This is a genomic window from Sphingomonas sp. PP-F2F-A104-K0414 (assembly GCF_004340945.1).
In the GTDB taxonomy this organism is placed as follows: Bacteria; Pseudomonadota; Alphaproteobacteria; order Sphingomonadales; family Sphingomonadaceae; genus Sphingomonas.
The window spans coordinates 373,357-392,789 of the sequence record NZ_SLYD01000002.1; the positions used below are offsets into that span (position 1 = coordinate 373,357).

The window sequence follows — 19,433 nt, forward strand, 5'->3', positions numbered from 1 at the left end:
TCGGGGGAGGGCATGCCACGGACGTGCCGCTCCCCCCCTTCCCTAACCTCTCCCGCAAGCGGAAGGGGAACATGCAGGACCGACAGGTTGCGGAAGCCGTCGGGCGTCGCGGCGAGCGGTTGGCGGGGTGGTGGCTGCGGCTGAAAGGCTGGAGCATCCTCGATCGCCGCGTGCGGACTCCGGCTGGCGAGGTCGATCTCGTCGCGCGCAAAGGCAACCTGATCGCGTTCGTCGAGGTCAAGACCCGCGCGACCGCTGCCGAACTCGACTTCGCGATCGACGAACGCCGGCTAGCTCGGGTGGCGGCGGCGGCGGAGTATCTGATGCCGCGCTATGCCGGGCCGGGCGACGACATCCGCGTCGACGTGATCCTGCTCGCACCGGGTACGCGGCCGCGGCACATCGAGAACGCGTGGATTGGGTGATGAGATCGGGCGGGGATCAGGCGAGCGTAGGTGACAAATCCCGCCCGCCTTCCTAAGTCCCGATTCGAACCATCCCAACCCGTCACCCCAGCGGACGCTGGGGTCTTTCCATTACGACGAGACCCCAGCTTTCGCTGGGGTGACGGATCGGGCGGGGTGCGGTGACGGAATGAAAAAGGACTAGCCGAATATGACTCTCACCGTCGCCGTCCAGATGGACCCGCTCGACAGCATCAACATCGCCGGCGATTCGACGTTCGCGCTGATGCTGTCGGCGCAGGATCGTGGCCATACGCTCTTCCATTATTCGGCCGAGGATTTGAATTACCGCGACGGCCGGGTCTGGGCGAAGGCGCATCCGGTCACCGTGCAGCGTGTCGTCGGCGATCACTTCGCGGTTGGCGAACCCGTGAACCTTGACCTCGGCGACGAGGCCGATGTCGTGCTCATGCGACAGGATCCGCCGTTCGATCTCGGCTACATCACCGCGACGCACCTGCTCGAGCGGATCGCCGACGAGACGCTCGTCGTGAACGACCCGGCGCAGGTGCGGAATGCGCCCGAGAAGGTGTTCGTGCTCGATTACCCCCAGTTCATGCCGCCGACGCTCGTCACGCGCTCACTCGACGAGGCGCGGAAATTCCTCGCCGAGCACGGCGCGATCGTCATCAAGCCGCTCCACGGCAATGGCGGCAAGGCGATCTTCAAGGTCGAGTCGGACGGCGCGAACCTGTCGGCGCTGATGGAGGTCTTCAACATGACCTGGCGCGAACCGCACATGGTCCAGGCCTTCCTCCCCGACGTAGCCAAGGGTGACAAGCGGATCGTGCTGATCGACGGCAAAGTCGCGGGCGCGATCAACCGGCTGCCGGGCGAAGGCGAGATCCGCTCGAACCTCGCGGTCGGCGGGTCGGCGGAGAAGTCGGAGCTGACCGACAAGGAGCGCGAGATCTGCGCGGTGCTCGGGCCGGAACTGAAGAAGCGCGGGCTGTTGTTCGTCGGAATCGATGTGATAGGGGGAACTTGGCTGACCGAGATCAACGTGACCTCGCCGACCGGAATCGTCGCGATCTCGAACTTCGATGGGACCGATGTTGCGGGCATGATCTGGGATGCGATCGAGGCGAAGGTCGCGGCGCGATAGTCGCCGAACACCACCCCGGCGAAGGCCGGGGCCCAATTGGAAAGGTCGCAGTAACGGAGCGCCGCCCTCCGTCGTAACCGTCCCCCAATTGGGCCCCGGCCTTCGCCGGGGTGGTGCAATGGTGGAACGCCTCGCGGAACCCATCCAGCGTCCCGGCAGTATCTCATACCCATGACCGCATTCATCCTCGATCTGATCGCCTGGGGCGGATATTTCGGTATCTTCCTGCTGATGGCGCTCGAGAATATCGTGCCGCCCGTGCCGTCCGAAGTCATCATGGGGCTCGGCGGCATGGCGGTCGCGCGCGGCGACATGACCGTCGTTCCGCTGATCGCCTGGGGCACTGCGGGGTCGGTCGTCGGCAATTACTTCTGGTATTATATCGGCCGCAACATCGGCTACGAACGCTTTCGCCCGTTCATCGAGCGCAACGGGCGCTGGCTGACGATGGAATGGTCCGACGTCGAGAAGATCCACCGCTTCTTCATGAAGCGCGGCGGGTGGGTTATCTTCGTTTTCCGGTTCATGCCAACCTTCCGCACCGTCATCTCGCTGCCCGCGGGCATGACGCGGATGCCGATCTGGCAGTTCGTGATCTGGACCGCGGCTGGCAGTGCGATCTGGAACACCGTGCTCGCCTATGCCGGCATCCTGCTCGGCTCGCATTTCGAGGAGCTCGACCGCTATGTCGGGCCGGTCGCGGTGGCGACGTTCGTCGTGATCATCCTCGGCTATGGCTGGCGCGTCGTGACGTGGAAGCCGAAGGGGTAATCAGGCCCTGGGGTGCGCGTTGCGGTAGACGTCCATCAGGTGTGCGGCATCGACCTGCGTATAGACCTGCGTCGAACTGAGGCTCGCATGCCCCAGCAACTCCTGGAGCGCGCGCAGGTCCGCCCCGCGCCCCAATAGGTGAGTCGCGAAACTGTGGCGCAACGCGTGCGGCGTCGTCCGGTCGCCCAGCCCCAGACGGGTCCGCGCGGCTTGCACGGCACGACGGATCATGACCGGGGACAGCGGACCCCCTTTCGCGCCGCGGAACAGCGGTTCGTCGCGCGAGACTGGCCACGGCGTCTGCGCGATATAGGCTTCGATGGCCGCGCGGACCTGCGGCAACAGCGGTACGATGCGGGTCTTGGCGCGCTTACCCGTCACCCGGATCGTCTCGCCGAGCGGGAGGATATCGCCGCGCAATGTCAGCGCCTCGCCGATTCGCAGCCCTGCCCCGTACAGCAGCAGCAGCACCGCCCAGTCCCGTGCGCCGATCCACGGCTCGGTCGCATCGTCCGCCACCTCCTCGGCCAGCGCGACGGCTTCGGCCGGTGAGATCGGCCGCGGCACGCCGGTCTTGACGCGCGGCCCGCGCATCCGCGGTTGCTCGGCGCGGTCGTTGGCCCAGGCCAGGAACCCGCGCACCGCCGACAATTCGCGCGCGGCGGACGCGTTGCCGAGTCCGTGTTCGCGGCGATCGGCGAGATAGGCGCGGAGATCGGACGCGGTGACCCGAGCGAGGTCGGCGCGGTCGATGCGCTCGCCCCAATGCGCCTGCAGGAACGCGGTCAAGCGCTCGGCGGTCGCCTGGTAGGCGCGCACCGTATGGACCGATCGACGCCGATCGCGGGCCAAATGGTCGCTCCAGAGCATCGATGGGGGCTTATTGTAAGAATCAACATCATCGGATGTCGACCCATCGCGCGGTAGCAAGACTGTAGACGGGGGGATGGCGATGGTCATGCGGTGGACAGTATCCGCTGGAACCGGCAAAGAAAATTAACGCCCTCGCTTTATTAGAAACATCATGTCCTCAGCACTGCCCCCGGCCGACATGTTCGCGGACGAGACACGGCGGTTAGCCGCGCTGCACGCGCTCGCGCTGCTGGATAGCGAACCCGAGCGCGATTTCGATGCGCTGGTGGCGCTGGCCGCAGAGATGCTCAATTGCCCGACCGCGATGTTGACGCTGGTCGACTCCGATCGGCTCTGGATCAAGGCATCGAACACCGGCGCGCGGGGCGAGATCGCGCGCGACGTCGGCATGTGCGCGCACACGATCCGGGGCAGCGGTCCGCTGGTCATCGACGACATGACGCTAGACCCGCGATTCGAATCGAACCCGATGGTCGTTCCCGACAACGGCCTGCGCTTTTATGCGGGCGCGCCGATCCACGCGATCGACGATACCGGCGAGCGTCACGCAATCGGCGCGCTGTGCATCATCGACACCGCCCCGCGCAGCCTCAGCGACGCCGGACGGCGCGCGTTGCAGCATCTGGCGACGCTGGCCGAGACGACGATCGCGGCGCGCGCCGCCGCGCATCAGGCGATAACGATCGCGACCATCGCCGATCGGCAGGCCGCCGCGCTGGCTCGGCAGGACCGGATCTTTCGCCAGGCGGAGCGGATGGCGGCGTTCGGATCGTGGCGCGTCAATTTCGCCAACGACGATATCGAATGGTCGGACGGCGTCTATCACATCTACGGCCTGCCGATGTCCGAGCGGCCGACGATGGCGACGGCAATGGACTTCTATCCCCCGCATGCGCGCGCGGAGATTAGTGCCGGGCTGGCGCGCGCGGTCGAGACCGGGGCACCGCTCGATATCGAGGTCGATTTCACCACCGCGCAGGGTGAACTGCGCCGGGTCCGCGTGATGGGCGAATGCGAGGGCGGCGGTGACACGCCCGCCGCGCTGGTCGGCGTGTTCCAGGACGTGACCGAACGCCACGCGCTCGAAGTGACGCTGCGCCGCACCGCGGACACCGATTCGCTGACGGGAATCGCCAACCGGGCTGCGTTCGATCGTGCGCTGGACAGCGCGATGCTCCGCGCGCACGAACAGGGCACGCCGCTGTTGCTGGCGCTGGTCGATCTCGATGGGTTCAAGGCGATCAACGATACGCTCGGCCATACCGCGGGTGACGACGTGTTGCGCGGAGTCGGACGCGTGCTCGAAGCGTCATGGCTCAACGGCAGCTTTGCCGCGCGGCTCGGCGGCGACGAGTTTGCGGTGATCGTCGACGATCCGGTGCTGGCCACCTCGATGAGCCATGTCCGCCGGCGACTCGAGGAGGCGCTGCGCTTTCCGATCGCGATGGGCGGGCTGGCGATGGTCAGTGCCGGCACAGTCGGGATCGCGATGCTCGATCACGACTGTCACACGATCCGCGATTTCGTCCACCGCGCCGATACGATCCTGTATCAGGCGAAACGCGAGCGGGTCGGAGAGCGCCGACGCTCCGATCGAAAGACGGCGGCCTAGCTCTCGGCGCCACCGTCCAGGCCGGGTCTGACGCACAGGTTGCGTAGGCGGTTCACGCGGAGTCGATCTGCCCCCATATACCGAGACGATGTCGTCCCGCGCTCGTGTCCTGATCCTCAACGCCGCCCTCGGGCCGCTCGACTACCGCGTGCCTGCCGGCATGGACGTAGGGCCGGGCTCGATCGTCGTCGCGCCGCTCGGGCCGCGACAGTTGCTCGGCGTGGTGTGGGAGGCGGAGCGGATGCCGTCGGATGCGGAGGTCGGCGACAACCGGTTGCGCAACCTGCTCGCGGTCGCCGACGTGCCGCCTTTGGGCGCGCCGCTGCGGCGGCTGGTCGAGTGGACGGCGGACTATTACCTCGCGCCGGCGGCGTCGGTGTTGCGGATGACGCTGGCCTCAACGTCTGCGCTGGAGGGGGCGCGGACGGCTATCGAGTATCGTTCGACGGGAATCGTGCCGCCTCGTCTGACGCCGCAGCGGGAACAGGCATTGGAGCGGATCGGTGATCGCCAGGGGCTGATCCGTGAGCTCGCCACACTGGCGGAGGTCAGTGACGCCGTCATTCGCGGACTGGTGAAGGTCGGTGCGATCGAGGCGATCGAGGTGAGTATCGACGCCCCCTACCCCGCGCCCGATCCGTCGCATCACGAGCCGGTCCTGTCCGACGACCAGCGCGCGGCGGCGGATGCCTTGGTTGCGGGGGTGGCGGAGCACGCGTTTCACCCGACGCTGCTCGACGGCGTTACGGGATCGGGCAAGACCGAGGTGTATTTCGAAGCGGTGGCGCAGGCGATCCGCGATGGGCGGCAGACCTTGGTTTTGCTGCCGGAGATCGCGCTGACCGAGCCGTTCCTCAAGCGCTTCCACGACCGGTTCGGGTGCGAGCCGATCGCTTGGCACTCGGGGCTGCGCTCGACCCAACGCCGCCGCGCGTGGCGGGCGATCGCGAGTGGCGAGGCGCTGGTGACGGTCGGTGCGCGCTCGGCGCTGTTCCTGCCGTACCGCGATCTTGGACTGATCGTCGTCGACGAGGCGCACGAGACCAGCTTCAAGCAGGAGGAGGGCGTGCATTATCACGCGCGCGACGTTGCGGTGATGCGAGGCAAGTTCGAGGGGTGCCCGGTCATCCTCGCCTCCGCGACGCCGGCAATCGAGACGCGGCAACAGGTCGTGACCGGGCGATATGCGGAGCTGAAGCTGCCGGGACGGTTCGGCGCGGCGGAGATGCCGACGATCGAGCCTATCGACCTGATCAAGGAACCGCCCGAGCGTGGCCGCTGGCTCGCGCCGCGGCTCGTGAAGGCGATGCAGGCGACGTTGGAGCGGGGCGAGCAGTCGTTGCTGTTCTTGAACCGGCGAGGGTATGCGCCGCTGACGTTGTGCCGGACATGTGGGCATCGGTTCCAGTGTCCGAACTGTACCGCGTGGATGGTCGAGCATCGGCTGACGCGGCGGCTGGCGTGCCATCACTGCGGGCATGCGGAGCCGACGCCGCGCGTGTGTCCGGAGTGCAAGGGCGAGGATACGCTGGTCGCGTGCGGGCCAGGGGTAGAGCGGATCGCGGACGAGGTGACGGCGCTGTTTCCGGAGGCGAAAACCGCGGTGGTCACGTCGGACACGATCTGGTCGCCGGCCAAGGCGGCGGAGTTCGTCGGGCGGATGGAGGCGGGCGATATCGACATCGTCGTGGGCACGCAGCTGGTGACGAAGGGGTATCATTTTCCAAACCTCACCTTGGTCGGCGTGGTCGATGCGGATCTCGGGCTAGACGGCGGCGACCTGCGTGCAGCGGAACGCACGTTCCAGCAGATCCGGCAGGTGTCGGGACGCGCGGGGCGTGGCGAGAAGCCCGGGCACGTGTTCATCCAGACGCATAGTCCGGGCGCGCAGGTGATGCAGGCGCTGATTACCGGTGATGCGGATGCGTTCTATGCCGCGGAGACCGACGCGCGGAAGGATGCGGGGGCGCCGCCGTTCGGGCGTTACGCCGCGATCGTGGTGTCGTCGGAGGACCAGGGTTGTGCGCACGATACGGCCAAGCTGGTGGGGCGGAGTGCGCCTGAGGTCGAGGGCATGCACGTGTATGGCCCTGCGCCGGCGCCGTTGGCGATGCTGCGAGGGCGGCACCGGTACCGGCTATTAGTCCATGCGCGGCGGGCGCTGGATGTGCAGGATGTGATCCGGGAGTGGCTGGGGAAGCTGGACTGGCCGTCGAAGGTGCGGGTGACGGTGGACGTCGACCCTTATAATTTCCTGTAGCGGCGCCCCACCCGTCATCCCGAACGCTGGGATATCATCGGGGCGGGCGCTGCGCCCCGGAACGGGGAGATCCCAGCTTTCGCTGGGATGACGGACTGGCGGGGCGCGGCTGGCCGGCGCAAGCTCGCACGCCGGTAGACGTCTGCCCGCATTTTTCTTCGGAGCGTGCCCCCTCTCACGACCGTCATCCCAGCGGAAGCTGGGATATCATCGGGGCGGGCGCTGCGCCCCGGAACGGGGAGATCCCAGCTTTCGCTGGGATGACGGTTTGAGGGGCGCGGCTGGCCGACGCAAGCTCGCACGCCGGTAGACGTCTGCCTGCATATTTTCTTTGGAGCGCGTCCCCTCTCACGACCGTCATCCCGGCGAACGCTGGGATATCATCGGGGCGGGTGCTGCGACCCGGAACGGGGAGATCCCAGCTTTCGCTGGGATGACGGTTTGAGGGGCGCGGCTGGCCGACGCAAGCTCGCACGCCGGTAGACGTCTGCCTGCATATTTTCTTTGGAGCGCGTCCCCTTTCACGACCGTCTTCCCAGCGGAAGCTGGGATATCATCGGGGCGGGCGCTGCGACCCGGAACGGGGAGATCCCAGCTTTCGCTGGGATGACGGTTTGAGGGAGCGTTCGCCGGCTCAAATCGAGGCAGTTTGTTCACCCGCGAAGGCGGGTGCCCAGTCTGGGTCCCCGCCGTCGCGGGGAAACAAGCTTAGGTCAGTTAGAGAGCTTACTCGGCGTGTTCGGCGAGGACGGTCAGGCCCTTGGCGTTGACCTCGGCGAAGCCGCCCTTGATCGCGATGATCTCGGGGGTGCCGTTCTGCGTGCGGTAAACCTGCACGCCGCCGTCGCGGACCGTCGACATGAAGGGCGCATGGCCTTCGAGGACGCCGAAGTCGCCTTCGGTGCCGGGGACGACGACCATGTAGACCTCCTCCGAGCGGACGAGCTGTTCTGGCGTGACGAGTTCGAAATGCAGCATGTTTATCTTCTCACTCCCTCCCCTTCAGGGGAGGGTCGGGGTGGGGGAGTGCGGCCAAGCGCGACGCTCGCGGTCAGGCCCCACCCCAACCCTCCCCTGAAAGGGGAGGGAGCAGTTTGGATTAAGCCTCGGAAGCCATCTTCTCGGCCTTGGCGACGGCTTCGTCGATGCCGCCAACCATGTAGAACGCCGCCTCTGGCAAGTGATCATACTCGCCCTCGACCACCGCCTTGAACGACCGGACCGTATCCTCGAGCTGGACGAACTTGCCGCTGATGCCGGTAAAGACCTCGGCGACGTGGAACGGCTGGCTCAGGAACTTCTGGATCTTACGCGCACGCTGGACGGTGAGCTTATCCTCTTCGCTGAGCTCGTCCATGCCGAGAATCGCGATGATGTCCTGCAGCGACTTGTACTTCTGCAGCGTCGACTGAACGGCGCGCGCGGTGTCGTAATGCTCCTGGCCGACGACGCGTGGCTCGAGCAGACGCGAGGTCGAGTCGAGCGGATCGACTGCCGGGTAGATGCCCAGCTCCGAGATCGCGCGGTTGAGGTTGGTCGTGGCGTCCAAGTGAGCGAACGACGTTGCCGGCGCCGGATCGGTGAGATCGTCTGCGGGAACGTACACGGCCTGCACCGAGGTGATCGACCCCTTGTTGGTCGACGTAATGCGCTCCTGCAGCGCTCCCATGTCGGTCGACAGCGTCGGCTGATAGCCCACCGCCGACGGGATGCGACCGAGCAGCGCCGAAACCTCTGCGCCCGCCTGCGTGAAGCGGAAGATGTTGTCGACGAAGAACAGCACGTCCTGGCCTTCGACGTCGCGGAAATACTCGGCGATCGTCAGACCCGACAGCGCGACGCGAGCGCGTGCGCCTGGCGGCTCGTTCATCTGGCCGAACACGAGCGCGACCTTCGAGCCCTCCGACTGCGGATTACCGTCGGCATCCTTGGCGATGACGCCTGCGTCGAGGAACTCGTGGTACAGATCGTTACCCTCGCGAGTACGCTCGCCGACGCCCGCGAACACCGAGGTGCCGCCATGGCCCTTGGCGATGTTGTTGATCAGTTCCTGGATCAGCACGGTCTTGCCGACGCCGGCGCCGCCGAACAGGCCGATCTTGCCGCCCTTCGCATAGGGTGCGAGCAGGTCGATGACCTTGATGCCGGTGACCAGGATCGCGCTCTCGGTCGACTGGTCGACGAACAGCGGTGCCGAGGCATGGATCGGGGCGGTCGTCTCTGCGCCGACCGGACCGCGCTCGTCGATCGGCTCGCCGATGACGTTGAGGATGCGGCCGAGCGTCTTCGGGCCGACCGGAACGCGGATCTGCGAGCCGGTGTCGGTGACGGTCTGGCCGCGGGTCAGACCCTCGGTGGCGTCCATCGCGATCGTGCGAACGGTGTTCTCGCCGAGATGCTGCGCGACTTCTAGGACGAGCCGGTTGCCGTTATTGTCGGTTTCGAGCGCCGACAGAATGGCGGGCAAATTGTCGGGGAAATGCACGTCGACGACCGCACCGATGACCTGCGAGATGCGGCCGGTGTTGTTGGTGGCCTTGGGGGCGAGCGTGGTTCCGAGGGTCTCTGGGGCGGTTGCCATTGTCTGCTTCCTTGGACTTACTTGAGCGCTTCGGCGCCCGAGATGATTTCGACCAGCTCGGTCGTGATCGCGGCTTGGCGGGTACGGTTATACTGGATCGAGAGGCGCGTGATCATGTCGCCGGCATTGCGCGTGGCGTTGTCCATCGCGTTCATGCGTGAGCCCTGCTCCGACGCCGCGTTTTCGAGCAGCGCACGGAAAATCTGGATCGCGACGTTGCGCGGCAGAAGGTCGGCGAGGATCGCTTCCTCGTCGGGTTCATACTCGACCACGGCTCCGGCGGGCGCACCCGGCTTGGCTTCCGCGCCAGGGATCGCCGACAGCGGGATCGGGATGATCTGGATACCGGTCGGGACCTGCACCAGCGCCGACACGAACTTCGCGTAGAACAGGTGCGCAACGTCGAACTGGCCTTCGCCGAAGCGCTTGATCAGGTCTTCGGAGATCTCCTGCGCATCGCTGAACGCGAGCCGCTTGATCTGGCCCATCTCGTGATCGGCGAGGATGTCGTTCGGGAAGAAGCGCTTGATCACGCGCCCCTTCTTGCCGGCGACGTAGAACTTCACGGTCTTGCCCGCCGCGATCAGCTCCTCGGCCTTGCGGCGAGCGGCGCGGACGATGTTGGTGTTGAACGCACCCGCCAGGCCACGCTCCGACGTCGCGATGACGATCAGGTGGACCTGGTCCTTGCCCGTGCCCGCGAGCAGCGGCGAGGCGCCCGGCGCGATGCCGACGCGCCCCGCGAGGCTCGCCATCACCGCTTCGAGACGCTCGGCATACGGACGCCCGGCAACCGCCGCGTCCTGCGCACGGCGCAGTTTCGCAGCGGCGACCATCTTCATCGCCTTGGTGATCTTCTGCGTCGACTTCACCGAGCCGATGCGGATCTTGAGGGCTTTCAACGACGCCATTTAGTTTCCTACCTCGTCATCCCAGCGAACGCTGGGACCTCGTGCCGCAGACCGCTCGCTAGCGGCCTGAGACCCCAGCTTTCGCTGGGGTGACGGTCAATTATGCAAACGTCTTTGCGAACGCTTCGAGCGCTGCCTTCAGCTTGTCCTTCGCCTCGTTACCCAGGTCGCGGGTATCGCGGATCAGCTTCAGCACGTCGGCGTGGTTCGCGCGCATGTCCGCCAGCAGCGCCTGCTCGTAGCGGGTCACGTCGGCGACCGGCACCTTGTCGAGATAGCCGCTGGTGCCAGCGAAGATCGACACCGTCTGCTCTTCGAATGGCAGCGGCGAGAACTGGGCCTGCTTCAGCAACTCGGTCAGACGCGCGCCGCGGTTGAGCAGCTTCTGCGTCGACGCATCGAGGTCCGACCCGAACTGCGCGAACGCCGCCATCTCGCGGTACTGCGCCAGCTCGAGCTTGATCGAGCCCGACACCTTCTTCATCGCCTTGGTCTGTGCGGCCGAGCCGACGCGGCTCACCGACAGGCCGACGTTGATCGCCGGACGCACGCCCGAGAAGAACAGGTCGGTCTCGAGGAAGATCTGGCCGTCGGTGATCGAGATCACGTTGGTAGGGATGTACGCCGAAACGTCGCCCGCCTGCGTCTCGATGATCGGCAGCGCGGTCAGCGAGCCGCCGCCGTTCGCGTCCGACATCTTCGCCGCACGCTCGAGCAGACGGCTGTGGAGATAGAACACGTCGCCCGGATACGCTTCACGGCCCGGCGGACGACGCAGCAGCAGCGACATCTGGCGATAGGCGACCGCCTGCTTCGACAGATCGTCGTAGCAGATCAGCGCGTGCATGCCGCGATCGCGGAAATACTCGCCCATCGCGACGCCGGTGTACGGTGCGAGATACTGGAGCGGTGCGGGGTCCGACGCGGTCGCGGCGATGACGATGGTGTATTCCATCGCGCCGTTTTCTTCGAGCGTCTTGACCAGCTGTGCGACGGTCGAGCGCTTCTGGCCGATCGCGACATACACGCAATACAGCTTCTTCGACTCGTCGTCGCCGGCGTTGGCGATCTTCTGGTTGATGAACGCGTCGATCGCGACGGCCGACTTGCCGGTCTGGCGATCGCCGATGATCAGCTCGCGCTGGCCACGGCCGACGGGGACGAGGGCGTCGATCGCCTTGAGCCCGGTCTGGACCGGCTCGCTGACCGACTGGCGCGGGATGATGCCCGGTGCCTTCACTTCGACGCGGCTGCGCTCGGTCGTGTGGATCGGGCCCTTGCCGTCGATCGGGTTGCCGAGGCCATCGACCACGCGGCCGAGTAGCTCCTTGCCGATCGGCACGTCGACGATCGTGCCGGTGCGCTTGACGATGTCGCCTTCCTTGATCTCGGAATCGCTCCCGAAGATCACGACGCCGACATTATCGGCCTCGAGGTTGAGCGCCATGCCCTGCACGCCGTTCGAGAATTCGACCATCTCGCCGGCCTGGACGTTGTCGAGGCCGAAGATGCGCGCGATGCCGTCGCCGACGCTCAGCACCTGGCCGGTCTCGCTGACCTGGGCCTCGGTGCCGAAATTGGCGATCTGATCCTTGATGATCTTCGAGATTTCTGCGGCGCGGATATCCATTAGCTTAGCCCTTCATCGCGTGCGCGAGAGTGTTGAGACGCGTCTTGATCGACGAATCGATCATCTGGCTGCCGACGCGGACGACGAGTCCACCCAGCAACGATGGGTCGACGCTGAGGTCGACGGAAACTTCACGACCGACCCGCTGGCGGAGCTGATGCTTCAGCTCGATCACCTGCTCGTCGGTCAGCGGATGCGCGGACGTCACCTCGGCCGCGATCTCGCCGCGATGCTGCGCGGCAAGTGTGCGGAACGCCTTGATGATCTTCGGCAGCGCGCCCAGCCGGTGGTTCTCGGCGAGCACGCCGAGGAAGCTCTTGGTCGTCGCATCGACGCCGAGTTCGTCGGCGACCGCGGAGACCGCCTTCACGGCGGCGCCACGCGAGACCATCGGGCTGGACGTCAGCGTGCGAAAGTCCTCCGACTGCGCGAGTGCGTCACGCACGTTCGCCAGGCTCGACTCGACCGCATCGATCGTCTTCGCGTCACGCGCGAGTTCGAACAGGGCCAGCGCATAACGCCCGCCTAAGCTCGCCTGAATACCGCCGGATGTCTCCACGGAACCTCTATCCTCGCCTGCAACGAATAACCGACCCAAAGGAAGAGAGGGCGCGAAAGCACCTCTCCTGGGACGCGGCGCGGTTAGCATCGGGTTGTCGGATTGGCAACCCGGCGGGAGGGTCAGGGGGACGGGTTTGTGACTGTTTTGTCATTGATCGAAGGTTGGACGGCCCCGATTCCTCTCCTCTACCCCGCGCAGGCGGGGATCCATATGCTCCGGACCGGCGCTTTCACCGCCCGGCCTGCCACTATGGGTTCCCGCCTCCGCGGGAATGACGATAATGGGGACGAATTGGATCACACGACAAGGACGAGAGAATGACCGGCACGATGGAAACGATGACGATGTCCGACGGCGCGACTGTCGCGGTCTATCACGCGCAGCCGACCGGCGAGCGCCGCGGTGGTGTCGTGCTGGTGCAGGAGATCTTCGGCGTGACCGACCACATCCGCGACCTCTGCGACGAGTACGCAGCCGACGGCTATGAAGTGCTGGCCCCCGCGCTGTTCGACCGCGAGCATCCCGGCTTCGAGGCGGACTATTCGGGCGAAGGCCTCGCGCGCGGGGTCGAACTCGCACGGCAGCTTCACCCGTTCGATCTGTCGCTGAAGGACGTCCAGACCTGCATCGACACGCTCGCCCCCGCCGGGCCGGTGTTCGTGGTCGGCTATTGCTATGGCGGCTCGGTCGCGTGGTTCGCCTCAACGAAGCTCACCGGCGTGGCAGCGGCCAGCGGCTATTACGGCAGCATGATCCCCGCCGCGGCGGACGAGGAGCCGAAGGTGCCGGTGATCCTCCACTTCGGTCGCCACGATCACGGGATTCCAATGGAGGGCGTCGAGCAGGTGATCGCGAAGGATTGGCCGAATGCGACGGTGTATGTCTACGAAGCGGGTCACGGGTTCAATTCGGACCGGCGGAAGGATTATCACGAGCCGAGCGCGGATCTGGCGAAGGCGCGGACGCTGGAGCTGTTCCGCGCGAATGGGGGCTGATCACCGCCCCTTCCCCAACACTAACGCCACCCCGGCGAAGGCCGGGGCCCAGTTGGGGGACATAGCTAACGGAGGACACCTCTTCGTTATTGCCACCTTTCCAACTGGGCCCCGGCCTTCGCCGGGGTGGTGGCTATGGTAGAGGGCCTCGGCGCAGGCTGGCGCTACAGATGTGACGGCAGCCCCGCCGCCTTGTTCTCCCGCGAAGGCGGGAGCCCAGTCTGGATCCCCGCCTTCGCGGGGAAACAACTCTCTGTCGCTCTCCCGAGATTACTCCCCCGGAAAATCTGCCCCAAGACTCTCAGCCTTGTGCGCCTCGATCTCCTTCAACCGTTCGGCCAGCTTCTTCGTCACCGCATCATACCCCCAGGCGCCCAGTACCATATGCCGCGGCGGGTTGGCATTCTCGGTCAGCGCGATCATCGCCTCGCCTGCGCGCACCGGATCGCCAGCCTGAGTCCCGCTCACCTCGCGCGTACCATCGAGCCGCTTACCCGCCGTGTCCGCATAGTCGGCGATCTTCACAGGCGTCTGCTTCAGCGAACGCCCAGCCCAATCCGTCCGGAACGGCCCCGGCTCGACGCACGTCACGGCGATCCCGAGCGGCTTCACCTCGGCGAGCAACGCATCCGACCAGCCCTCGACCGCATGCTTCGACGCGGCATAATAGCCCGACCCCGGGAACCCGACCTGACCCGCGACCGAGGTGATGTTGATTACATGCCCGCTCTTCTGCGCGCGCATGATCGGCAACACGGCGCGGGTCAGCGCGAACAACCCGAACACGTTCGCATCGAACTGCGCACGGATTTCGGACTCCTCGCCCTCCTCGACCGACGCCTGATAGCCGTATCCCGCATTGTTCACGAGCACGTCGATCCGCCCGAACTTGGCCTTGGCCTGCGCGACCGCATCGTCGATCTGCGCCTGCTCCGTCACGTCGAGCGACACCGCCAGCGCACGATCCTCGACGCCCTCGGCCAGATCAGCGACGCGGTCCGCATCCCGCGCGGTAACGACGGCACGCCAACCTCGCGCGAGCACGAGCTTGGCAAGTTCGCGACCGAAACCGGTCGAGCAGCCGGAAATGAACCAGACGGGCGTGTCGGAGGCCATGAGACATCTTTCGTTATGGGGTATGCGTGGAGGAACGGCTGGCCCGGCGATTGGCTCCGCTTTGACCGCAAGCCACGGGATGCGCGCGGGCAACCAGCGCCTATAACGACGCGATGAGCACCGCCCCTCGCCTCGACGACGACACCGCCTGGACCGCGTTCGAGGCCCGCGAACGCGCATGGGACGGCCGGTTCGTCGTCGGCGTCAAAACCACCGGCATCTACTGCAAGCCAAGCTGCCCCGCGCGCCACCCTAAGCGCGAGAACGTCACCTTCCACCCCGACGCAGCCAGCGCCCGCGCCGCCGGTTTCCGCGCCTGCCTGCGCTGCACTCCGGACGAAGTCGGCCGCGACCGGATCGCCGTCGCCGCCGCCATCGCCCTGCTGGAAGCCGCCGAAGACCGACTCTCGCTGGACCAAGTCGCCGCAAAAGTCGGCTACGCGCCGCACCATTTCCACCGCCTGTTCAAGCGCGCCACCGGCGTCACCCCGGCCGCCTACGCCCGCGCCCTACGCACCGGCCGCGCGGCAGACGCCTTATCGGAGGACTCGACCGTGACCGAAGCGATCTACGACGCTGGCTATTCCGCCCCGAGCCGCTTCTACGAGGGCGACGCGAAACGGCTCGGCATGGCCCCCAGCGCCTGGGCGCGCGGCGGCGAAGGCGTCACGATCCGCTGGACCACCGCCGACACGAGCCTGGGCGCCCTGTTCGTCGCCGCCACCGACAAGGGCCTCTGCCGCGTATCCTTCGACGAAGATGCCGAAGACCTCCGCCGCCGCTTCCCCAACGCCACGATCGAACCGGGCGACGCGGCGCTGGCCAACCTAGCAGCGCAGATCGTGGTCGCCGTCGAATCCCCCGAGCGCGACCAAGACCTTCCGCTGGACGTCCGCGGCACCGCCTTCCAGGAAGCGATCTGGCAAGCCTTGCGCACCATTCCGATCGGCGAAACCCGCACCTACAGCGAACTCGCCGCGCTCGCCGGCCGCCCCGCAGCAATTCGCGCCGCCGGCACCGCCTGCGGGCAGAACCCGGTGTCGATCGTCATCCCCTGCCACCGCGCGCAGCGGATCGGTGGCGCGCTCGGCGGCTACGCCTACGGCCTCGACCGCAAACGCGCGCTGCTGGCCTCCGAAGCTCAGCGCGCCGACTTGCAGGAATAGACGAGCTTCTCGTTCGGCAACGGCGGCAAGACCGCACGGACCGCCGCCTGCTGCCCGGCGAGTCGACCAAGCGCCGCATCGTCCATGTTGCAGACGTTGGGCACGACACCGCGCGCAGTCCGTGCCGCGGTCATCCCCGCCGCCGACAGCAGATAGCGCGTGTTGGAATACACCCGCGTCGCCGGATCGAACGACAGGACGGACACGGTCTGCTCGGCGTCGGGCACCAGCACGCGGTCCCATCGACCGTTCGCCTCGACATATTGCGTCTTGCGGTTGACGCAGCCCTTCGCGCCCCAGTCGATCGGCACGTCGTCGCTGGAGGAGATCGTGATCCGGCTGCGCTCGGGGATCAGCGTGCACATCAGCTTGCCGAGCGCCGCATCGGGCGTCGAGATCCGTGTCTTGGGCAATGCGGACAGCGGTACGTCGACCTCACCCGAGGGCCGCAACACGAACACGATGATCGCGACCAGCACGCTCAGACCGCCGACGCCGAGCGCCCACACCGCCTGCCGCCGCTGACCACGCGATTCGAGCAGCCCCGCGCTCCCGATCACCAGCGCGCCTGCCACCAGCAACAGCCCCGCAATCGCCATCACGTTCTCGCGGCTACGCGACGCCTCGGTCCGCGCCTTCTCCAGCGCAACCTCGCGTGCCATCGCGTCCTGCGTCGCCGCGTCGCGCTTCGCCGACGCCGCATCGGCGGTGGCACGCGCGTCCGCGTCGCTATCCTGCCGCAAGCGATCCTCGATCGAGGTGCAGCCCGTGCCGATCGACGCGTAGGGCTGTTTCGCATCGTGCAGGAAGCCCGCCAGCTCGGTATCCGCAATCGCGAAGCCGAATGTCGAATCGCCCTCTTCGCCGCGCGTGATCGCCGAGTTCACGCCGATTATTCGGCCGCAGCGATCGAGCAAAGGCCCGCCCGAATTGCCCCGTGCGATGCTGGCGGTATGGAGCAAGACCTCGACGCTGCTCAGCACGCGCCGCCCGGAGAGCACACCCTCCGACCGCACCGGTGTCATTGGCCGAATGTAATCCGCCGCCGACCGCGCGGTTGCCAGGTCGACGTTCCCCGGGAAGCCGAGCGACACCACCGCGTCCCCCTCGCTCATCGGCCCGGTATAGAGCGCACTTGGCGGCAGGCGCGCGCCGGTGAACTCGATCAACGCCAGATCGCGCTGCGAATCATACGCGATCACCTTGCCCTGGTACGACTTGGTCCCCTCCGTGGGGACGATCCCGACGACGACATTGTCGGGATAGCGCTCGGCGAGATCGACCACGTGCGCGTTGGTGACGATGCGGTTGGGCGCGATCGCGAAGCCGCTGCCGTGCCCGAACCCGACCACCTGATCGTCGACCACCGCGATCGTCACGACGCGCACCACGCCGCGCCCGGTGGCGGCGATGTCGTCGGCAGACGCGGAGCTCGCCAACCCGAAAGTCAGCGCGAGAAGGAGCAGCAGGCGGATCATTCTCCAGCCTTCGGGGAGTTCTCGACCGCGATCAACCCTGCAGCCGATCCGACGACACCCACCACTTCGGCACCATTCCGGTTTGGTTAGCGAATTATCAAGCCTTCGCGCTTAACCCTGTCTGCACTTATCCGGGGATTTGGGCATGAGTGCATTCGGGCGTCGTAATGGCATGAGCGGGGGGCAAGCGGCCCGGCCCGCATTCGGCGTCGCCCGTCCCATGCAGGGCGGGTCTATGCAAGGCGGCGGCCCCGCGCCGCGATCCGATCCCGAGGGCGGGTCGCAATTCCCGCCGATCGAATCGCTGCCGATGCCCGGCGAATCCGACGGCTTCGGCCCTGGCACGATGCCCGGCACGCAGATGGACGCGATGCAGCGCCTGTCGGACCGCCAGAACGCGAGCGGCGAAGCGGGCAACAGCCGCGTCGAGGGTTTCGAGCAGTCGATCCACAAGATCAAGGAACAGGTGCTCCCGCGCCTGCTCGAACGCGTCGATCCTGAGGCGGCGGCGACGCTCGGCAAGGACGAACTCGCCGAGGAATTTCGCCCGATCATCGGCGAAGTGCTTGCCGAACTGAAGCTGACGCTCAACCGCCGCGAGCAGTTCGCGTTGGAAAAGGTGCTGGTCGACGAACTGCTCGGGCTCGGGCCGCTCGAGGAGTTGCTGGCGGATCCGAACATCACCGACATCATGGTGAACGGGCCGGAGCAGACCTATGTCGAGCGCAAGGGCAAGCTCGAACTCGCGCCGATCCAGTTCCGCGACGAGGAGCATCTGTTCCAGATCGCGCAGCGGATCGTGAACTCAGTCGGGCGTCGCGTCGACCAGACTTCGCCGCTCGCCGATGCCCGCCTCAAGGATGGCTCGCGCGTCAACGTGATTGTCCCGCCGCTGTCTTTGCGTGGGACGGCGATCTCGATTCGTAAATTCTCGGCTAAGCCGATCACGCTCGACATGATGGCGGGGTTCGGATCGATGTCGCCGAAGATGGCGACCGCGCTGAAGATCGCAGGGGCCTCGCGGTTCAACGTGGTGATTTCGGGCGGTACGGGTTCGGGCAAGACGACAATGCTCAATGCCTTGTCGAAGATGATCGACCCCGGCGAGCGCGTGCTGACGATCGAGGACGCCGCCGAGCTTCGCCTGCAACAGCCGCACTGGCTGCCGCTCGAGACGCGGCCGGCCAATCTGGAGGGCCAGGGCGAGATCTCGATCCGCGATCTCGTCAAGAACGCGCTGCGTATGCGGCCGGACCGCATCATCCTGGGCGAAATTCGTGGCTCCGAGTGTTTCGACATGCTCGCGGCGATGAACACCGGTCACGACGGCTCGATGTGCACGCTCCACGCCAACTCCCCGCGCGAGGCGCTCGCGCGTATGGAGAACATGGTGATGATGTCGGACATCAAGGTGCCGAAGGAAGCCATCTCGCGGCAGATCGCCGACTCGGTCGAGCTGATCATCCAGGTGAAGCGCCTGCGCGACGGTTCGCGACGGGTGACCAACATCACCGAGGTGATCGGCATGGAGGGCCCGGTGATCGTCACGCAGGAGCTGTTCAAGTTCGAATATATGGACGAGTCGGCGGACGGGAAGATCCTGGGGGAATACCGGTCGATGGGGTTGCGGCCGTATACGCTGGAGAAGGCCAAGCAGTTCGGGTTCGATCAGGCGTATCTCGAGGCGTGCCTGTAAGGCGTTTTTTTGGCGCCCTTAGCCTCCCAATACCACCCCGGCGAAGGCCGGGGCCCAGTCGGCAAGGTGGTAATAACGAAGCGCAGTCCGCAGTTGGCGACGTCTCCCAACTGGGCCCCGGCCTCCGCCGGGGTGGTGTGTTTTCTATGCGCTGCGCACCTTCGCGGGCGGGATAGTTGTCTGAGTTTGCCGGTCGGTTTCGACAGCCTCGAC

General features: G+C 66.4%; 16 protein-coding genes. 8 read left to right on the forward strand and 8 right to left on the reverse strand.

Annotation, left to right across the window (positions count from 1 at the left end; translation table 11 throughout):
- Positions 1-71 precede the first annotated feature (71 nt).
- The 3 genes from C8J46_RS05910 to C8J46_RS05920 all read left to right on the forward strand — a co-directional run bounded on the left by C8J46_RS05910 (position 72) and on the right by C8J46_RS05920 (position 2,340).
- Positions 72-425 (forward strand): YraN family protein, encoded by a 354-nt coding sequence (locus tag C8J46_RS05910; RefSeq protein WP_132736187.1) that lies wholly within the window; start codon positions 72-74, stop codon positions 423-425.
- Positions 426-615: 190 nt separating this feature from the next.
- Entirely contained in the window at positions 616-1,569 is a 954-nt protein-coding gene (gshB, locus tag C8J46_RS05915) for a glutathione synthase (protein WP_132736190.1), read from the forward strand.
- 171 nt (positions 1,570-1,740) lie between these two features.
- Positions 1,741-2,340: a DedA family protein gene (locus tag C8J46_RS05920; protein WP_132736193.1), complete on the forward strand. Its 600-nt coding sequence runs from the start codon at positions 1,741-1,743 to the stop codon at positions 2,338-2,340.
- On the opposite strand, the gene C8J46_RS05925 is transcribed toward C8J46_RS05920, so the two are convergent.
- Positions 2,341-3,210, reverse strand: a complete 870-nt coding sequence (locus tag C8J46_RS05925; RefSeq protein ID WP_132736195.1) for a tyrosine recombinase XerC — start codon at positions 3,208-3,210, stop codon at positions 2,341-2,343.
- 154 nt (positions 3,211-3,364) lie between these two features.
- On the opposite strand from C8J46_RS05925, the gene C8J46_RS05930 reads away from it, so the two are divergent.
- Positions 3,365-4,825, forward strand: coding sequence for a diguanylate cyclase (locus C8J46_RS05930; RefSeq protein ID WP_132736198.1), 1,461 nt, complete (start codon positions 3,365-3,367; stop codon positions 4,823-4,825).
- An 88-nt stretch (positions 4,826-4,913) separates the two neighbouring features.
- Positions 4,914-7,085, forward strand: a complete 2,172-nt coding sequence (locus C8J46_RS05935; RefSeq protein WP_132736201.1) for a primosomal protein N' — start codon at positions 4,914-4,916, stop codon at positions 7,083-7,085.
- Positions 7,086-7,811: 726 nt separating this feature from the next.
- Here C8J46_RS05935 and C8J46_RS05940 read toward each other — a convergent pair.
- From C8J46_RS05940 to C8J46_RS05960, 5 genes are all read right to left on the reverse strand, one after another.
- Entirely contained in the window at positions 7,812-8,063 is a 252-nt protein-coding gene (locus tag C8J46_RS05940; protein ID WP_132736204.1) for an ATP synthase F1 subunit epsilon, read from the reverse strand.
- 121 nt (positions 8,064-8,184) lie between these two features.
- Positions 8,185-9,666, reverse strand: coding sequence for a F0F1 ATP synthase subunit beta (gene atpD, locus C8J46_RS05945; protein WP_056488474.1), 1,482 nt, complete (start codon positions 9,664-9,666; stop codon positions 8,185-8,187).
- 17 nt (positions 9,667-9,683) lie between these two features.
- Positions 9,684-10,577 (reverse strand): F0F1 ATP synthase subunit gamma, encoded by an 894-nt coding sequence (locus C8J46_RS05950; protein ID WP_132736207.1) that lies wholly within the window; start codon positions 10,575-10,577, stop codon positions 9,684-9,686.
- A 100-nt stretch (positions 10,578-10,677) separates the two neighbouring features.
- Complete coding sequence (atpA, locus tag C8J46_RS05955; RefSeq protein ID WP_055873607.1) at positions 10,678-12,207, reverse strand: F0F1 ATP synthase subunit alpha; 1,530 nt, start codon at positions 12,205-12,207, stop codon at positions 10,678-10,680.
- A gap of 4 nt (positions 12,208-12,211) precedes the next feature.
- Positions 12,212-12,766 carry a F0F1 ATP synthase subunit delta gene (locus C8J46_RS05960; protein ID WP_121905252.1) on the reverse strand — a complete coding sequence of 185 codons (555 nt, stop codon included), beginning with the start codon at positions 12,764-12,766 and terminating at the stop codon, positions 12,212-12,214.
- Positions 12,767-13,086: 320 nt separating this feature from the next.
- On the opposite strand from C8J46_RS05960, the gene C8J46_RS05965 reads away from it, so the two are divergent.
- Positions 13,087-13,764: a dienelactone hydrolase family protein gene (locus tag C8J46_RS05965; protein ID WP_132736209.1), complete on the forward strand. Its 678-nt coding sequence runs from the start codon at positions 13,087-13,089 to the stop codon at positions 13,762-13,764.
- A 270-nt stretch (positions 13,765-14,034) separates the two neighbouring features.
- Here the strand turns inward: C8J46_RS05965 and C8J46_RS05970 are convergent, their stop codons facing one another.
- Complete coding sequence (locus tag C8J46_RS05970) at positions 14,035-14,880, reverse strand: oxidoreductase (RefSeq protein ID WP_132736212.1); 846 nt, start codon at positions 14,878-14,880, stop codon at positions 14,035-14,037.
- A 113-nt stretch (positions 14,881-14,993) separates the two neighbouring features.
- Here C8J46_RS05970 and ada point away from each other — a divergent pair, with 113 nt between their 5' ends.
- The gene (ada, locus tag C8J46_RS05975) at positions 14,994-16,046 is read left to right on the forward strand and encodes a bifunctional DNA-binding transcriptional regulator/O6-methylguanine-DNA methyltransferase Ada (RefSeq protein ID WP_132736215.1); all 1,053 of its coding nucleotides are present in this window, start codon (positions 14,994-14,996) and stop codon (positions 16,044-16,046) included.
- Here the strand turns inward: ada and C8J46_RS05980 are convergent.
- Positions 16,022-17,524, reverse strand: coding sequence for a trypsin-like peptidase domain-containing protein (locus C8J46_RS05980; RefSeq protein WP_132736217.1), 1,503 nt, complete (start codon positions 17,522-17,524; stop codon positions 16,022-16,024). The genes ada and C8J46_RS05980 overlap by 25 nt on opposite strands.
- A gap of 145 nt (positions 17,525-17,669) precedes the next feature.
- Between C8J46_RS05980 and C8J46_RS05985 the strand changes: the two genes are divergently transcribed.
- Entirely contained in the window at positions 17,670-19,220 is a 1,551-nt protein-coding gene (locus C8J46_RS05985; RefSeq protein ID WP_132736220.1) for a CpaF family protein, read from the forward strand.
- Positions 19,221-19,433: the final 213 nt, after the last annotated feature.

Coding starts and splice junctions, on each gene's coding strand:
- C8J46_RS05910 (WP_132736187.1), top strand. CDS start 72: ATGCAGGACCGACAGGTTGCGGAAGCCGTCGGGCGTCGCGGCGAGCGG.
- gshB (WP_132736190.1), top strand. CDS start 616: ATGACTCTCACCGTCGCCGTCCAGATGGACCCGCTCGACAGCATCAAC.
- C8J46_RS05920 (WP_132736193.1), top strand. CDS start 1,741: ATGACCGCATTCATCCTCGATCTGATCGCCTGGGGCGGATATTTCGGT.
- C8J46_RS05925 (WP_132736195.1), bottom strand. CDS start 3,210: ATGCTCTGGAGCGACCATTTGGCCCGCGATCGGCGTCGATCGGTCCAT.
- C8J46_RS05930 (WP_132736198.1), top strand. CDS start 3,365: ATGTCCTCAGCACTGCCCCCGGCCGACATGTTCGCGGACGAGACACGG.
- C8J46_RS05935 (WP_132736201.1), top strand. CDS start 4,914: ATGTCGTCCCGCGCTCGTGTCCTGATCCTCAACGCCGCCCTCGGGCCG.
- C8J46_RS05940 (WP_132736204.1), bottom strand. CDS start 8,063: ATGCTGCATTTCGAACTCGTCACGCCAGAACAGCTCGTCCGCTCGGAG.
- atpD (WP_056488474.1), bottom strand. CDS start 9,666: ATGGCAACCGCCCCAGAGACCCTCGGAACCACGCTCGCCCCCAAGGCC.
- C8J46_RS05950 (WP_132736207.1), bottom strand. CDS start 10,577: ATGGCGTCGTTGAAAGCCCTCAAGATCCGCATCGGCTCGGTGAAGTCG.
- atpA (WP_055873607.1), bottom strand. CDS start 12,207: ATGGATATCCGCGCCGCAGAAATCTCGAAGATCATCAAGGATCAGATC.
- C8J46_RS05965 (WP_132736209.1), top strand. CDS start 13,087: ATGACCGGCACGATGGAAACGATGACGATGTCCGACGGCGCGACTGTC.
- C8J46_RS05970 (WP_132736212.1), bottom strand. CDS start 14,880: ATGGCCTCCGACACGCCCGTCTGGTTCATTTCCGGCTGCTCGACCGGT.
- ada (WP_132736215.1), top strand. CDS start 14,994: ATGAGCACCGCCCCTCGCCTCGACGACGACACCGCCTGGACCGCGTTC.
- C8J46_RS05980 (WP_132736217.1), bottom strand. CDS start 17,524: ATGATCCGCCTGCTGCTCCTTCTCGCGCTGACTTTCGGGTTGGCGAGC.
- C8J46_RS05985 (WP_132736220.1), top strand. CDS start 17,670: ATGAGTGCATTCGGGCGTCGTAATGGCATGAGCGGGGGGCAAGCGGCC.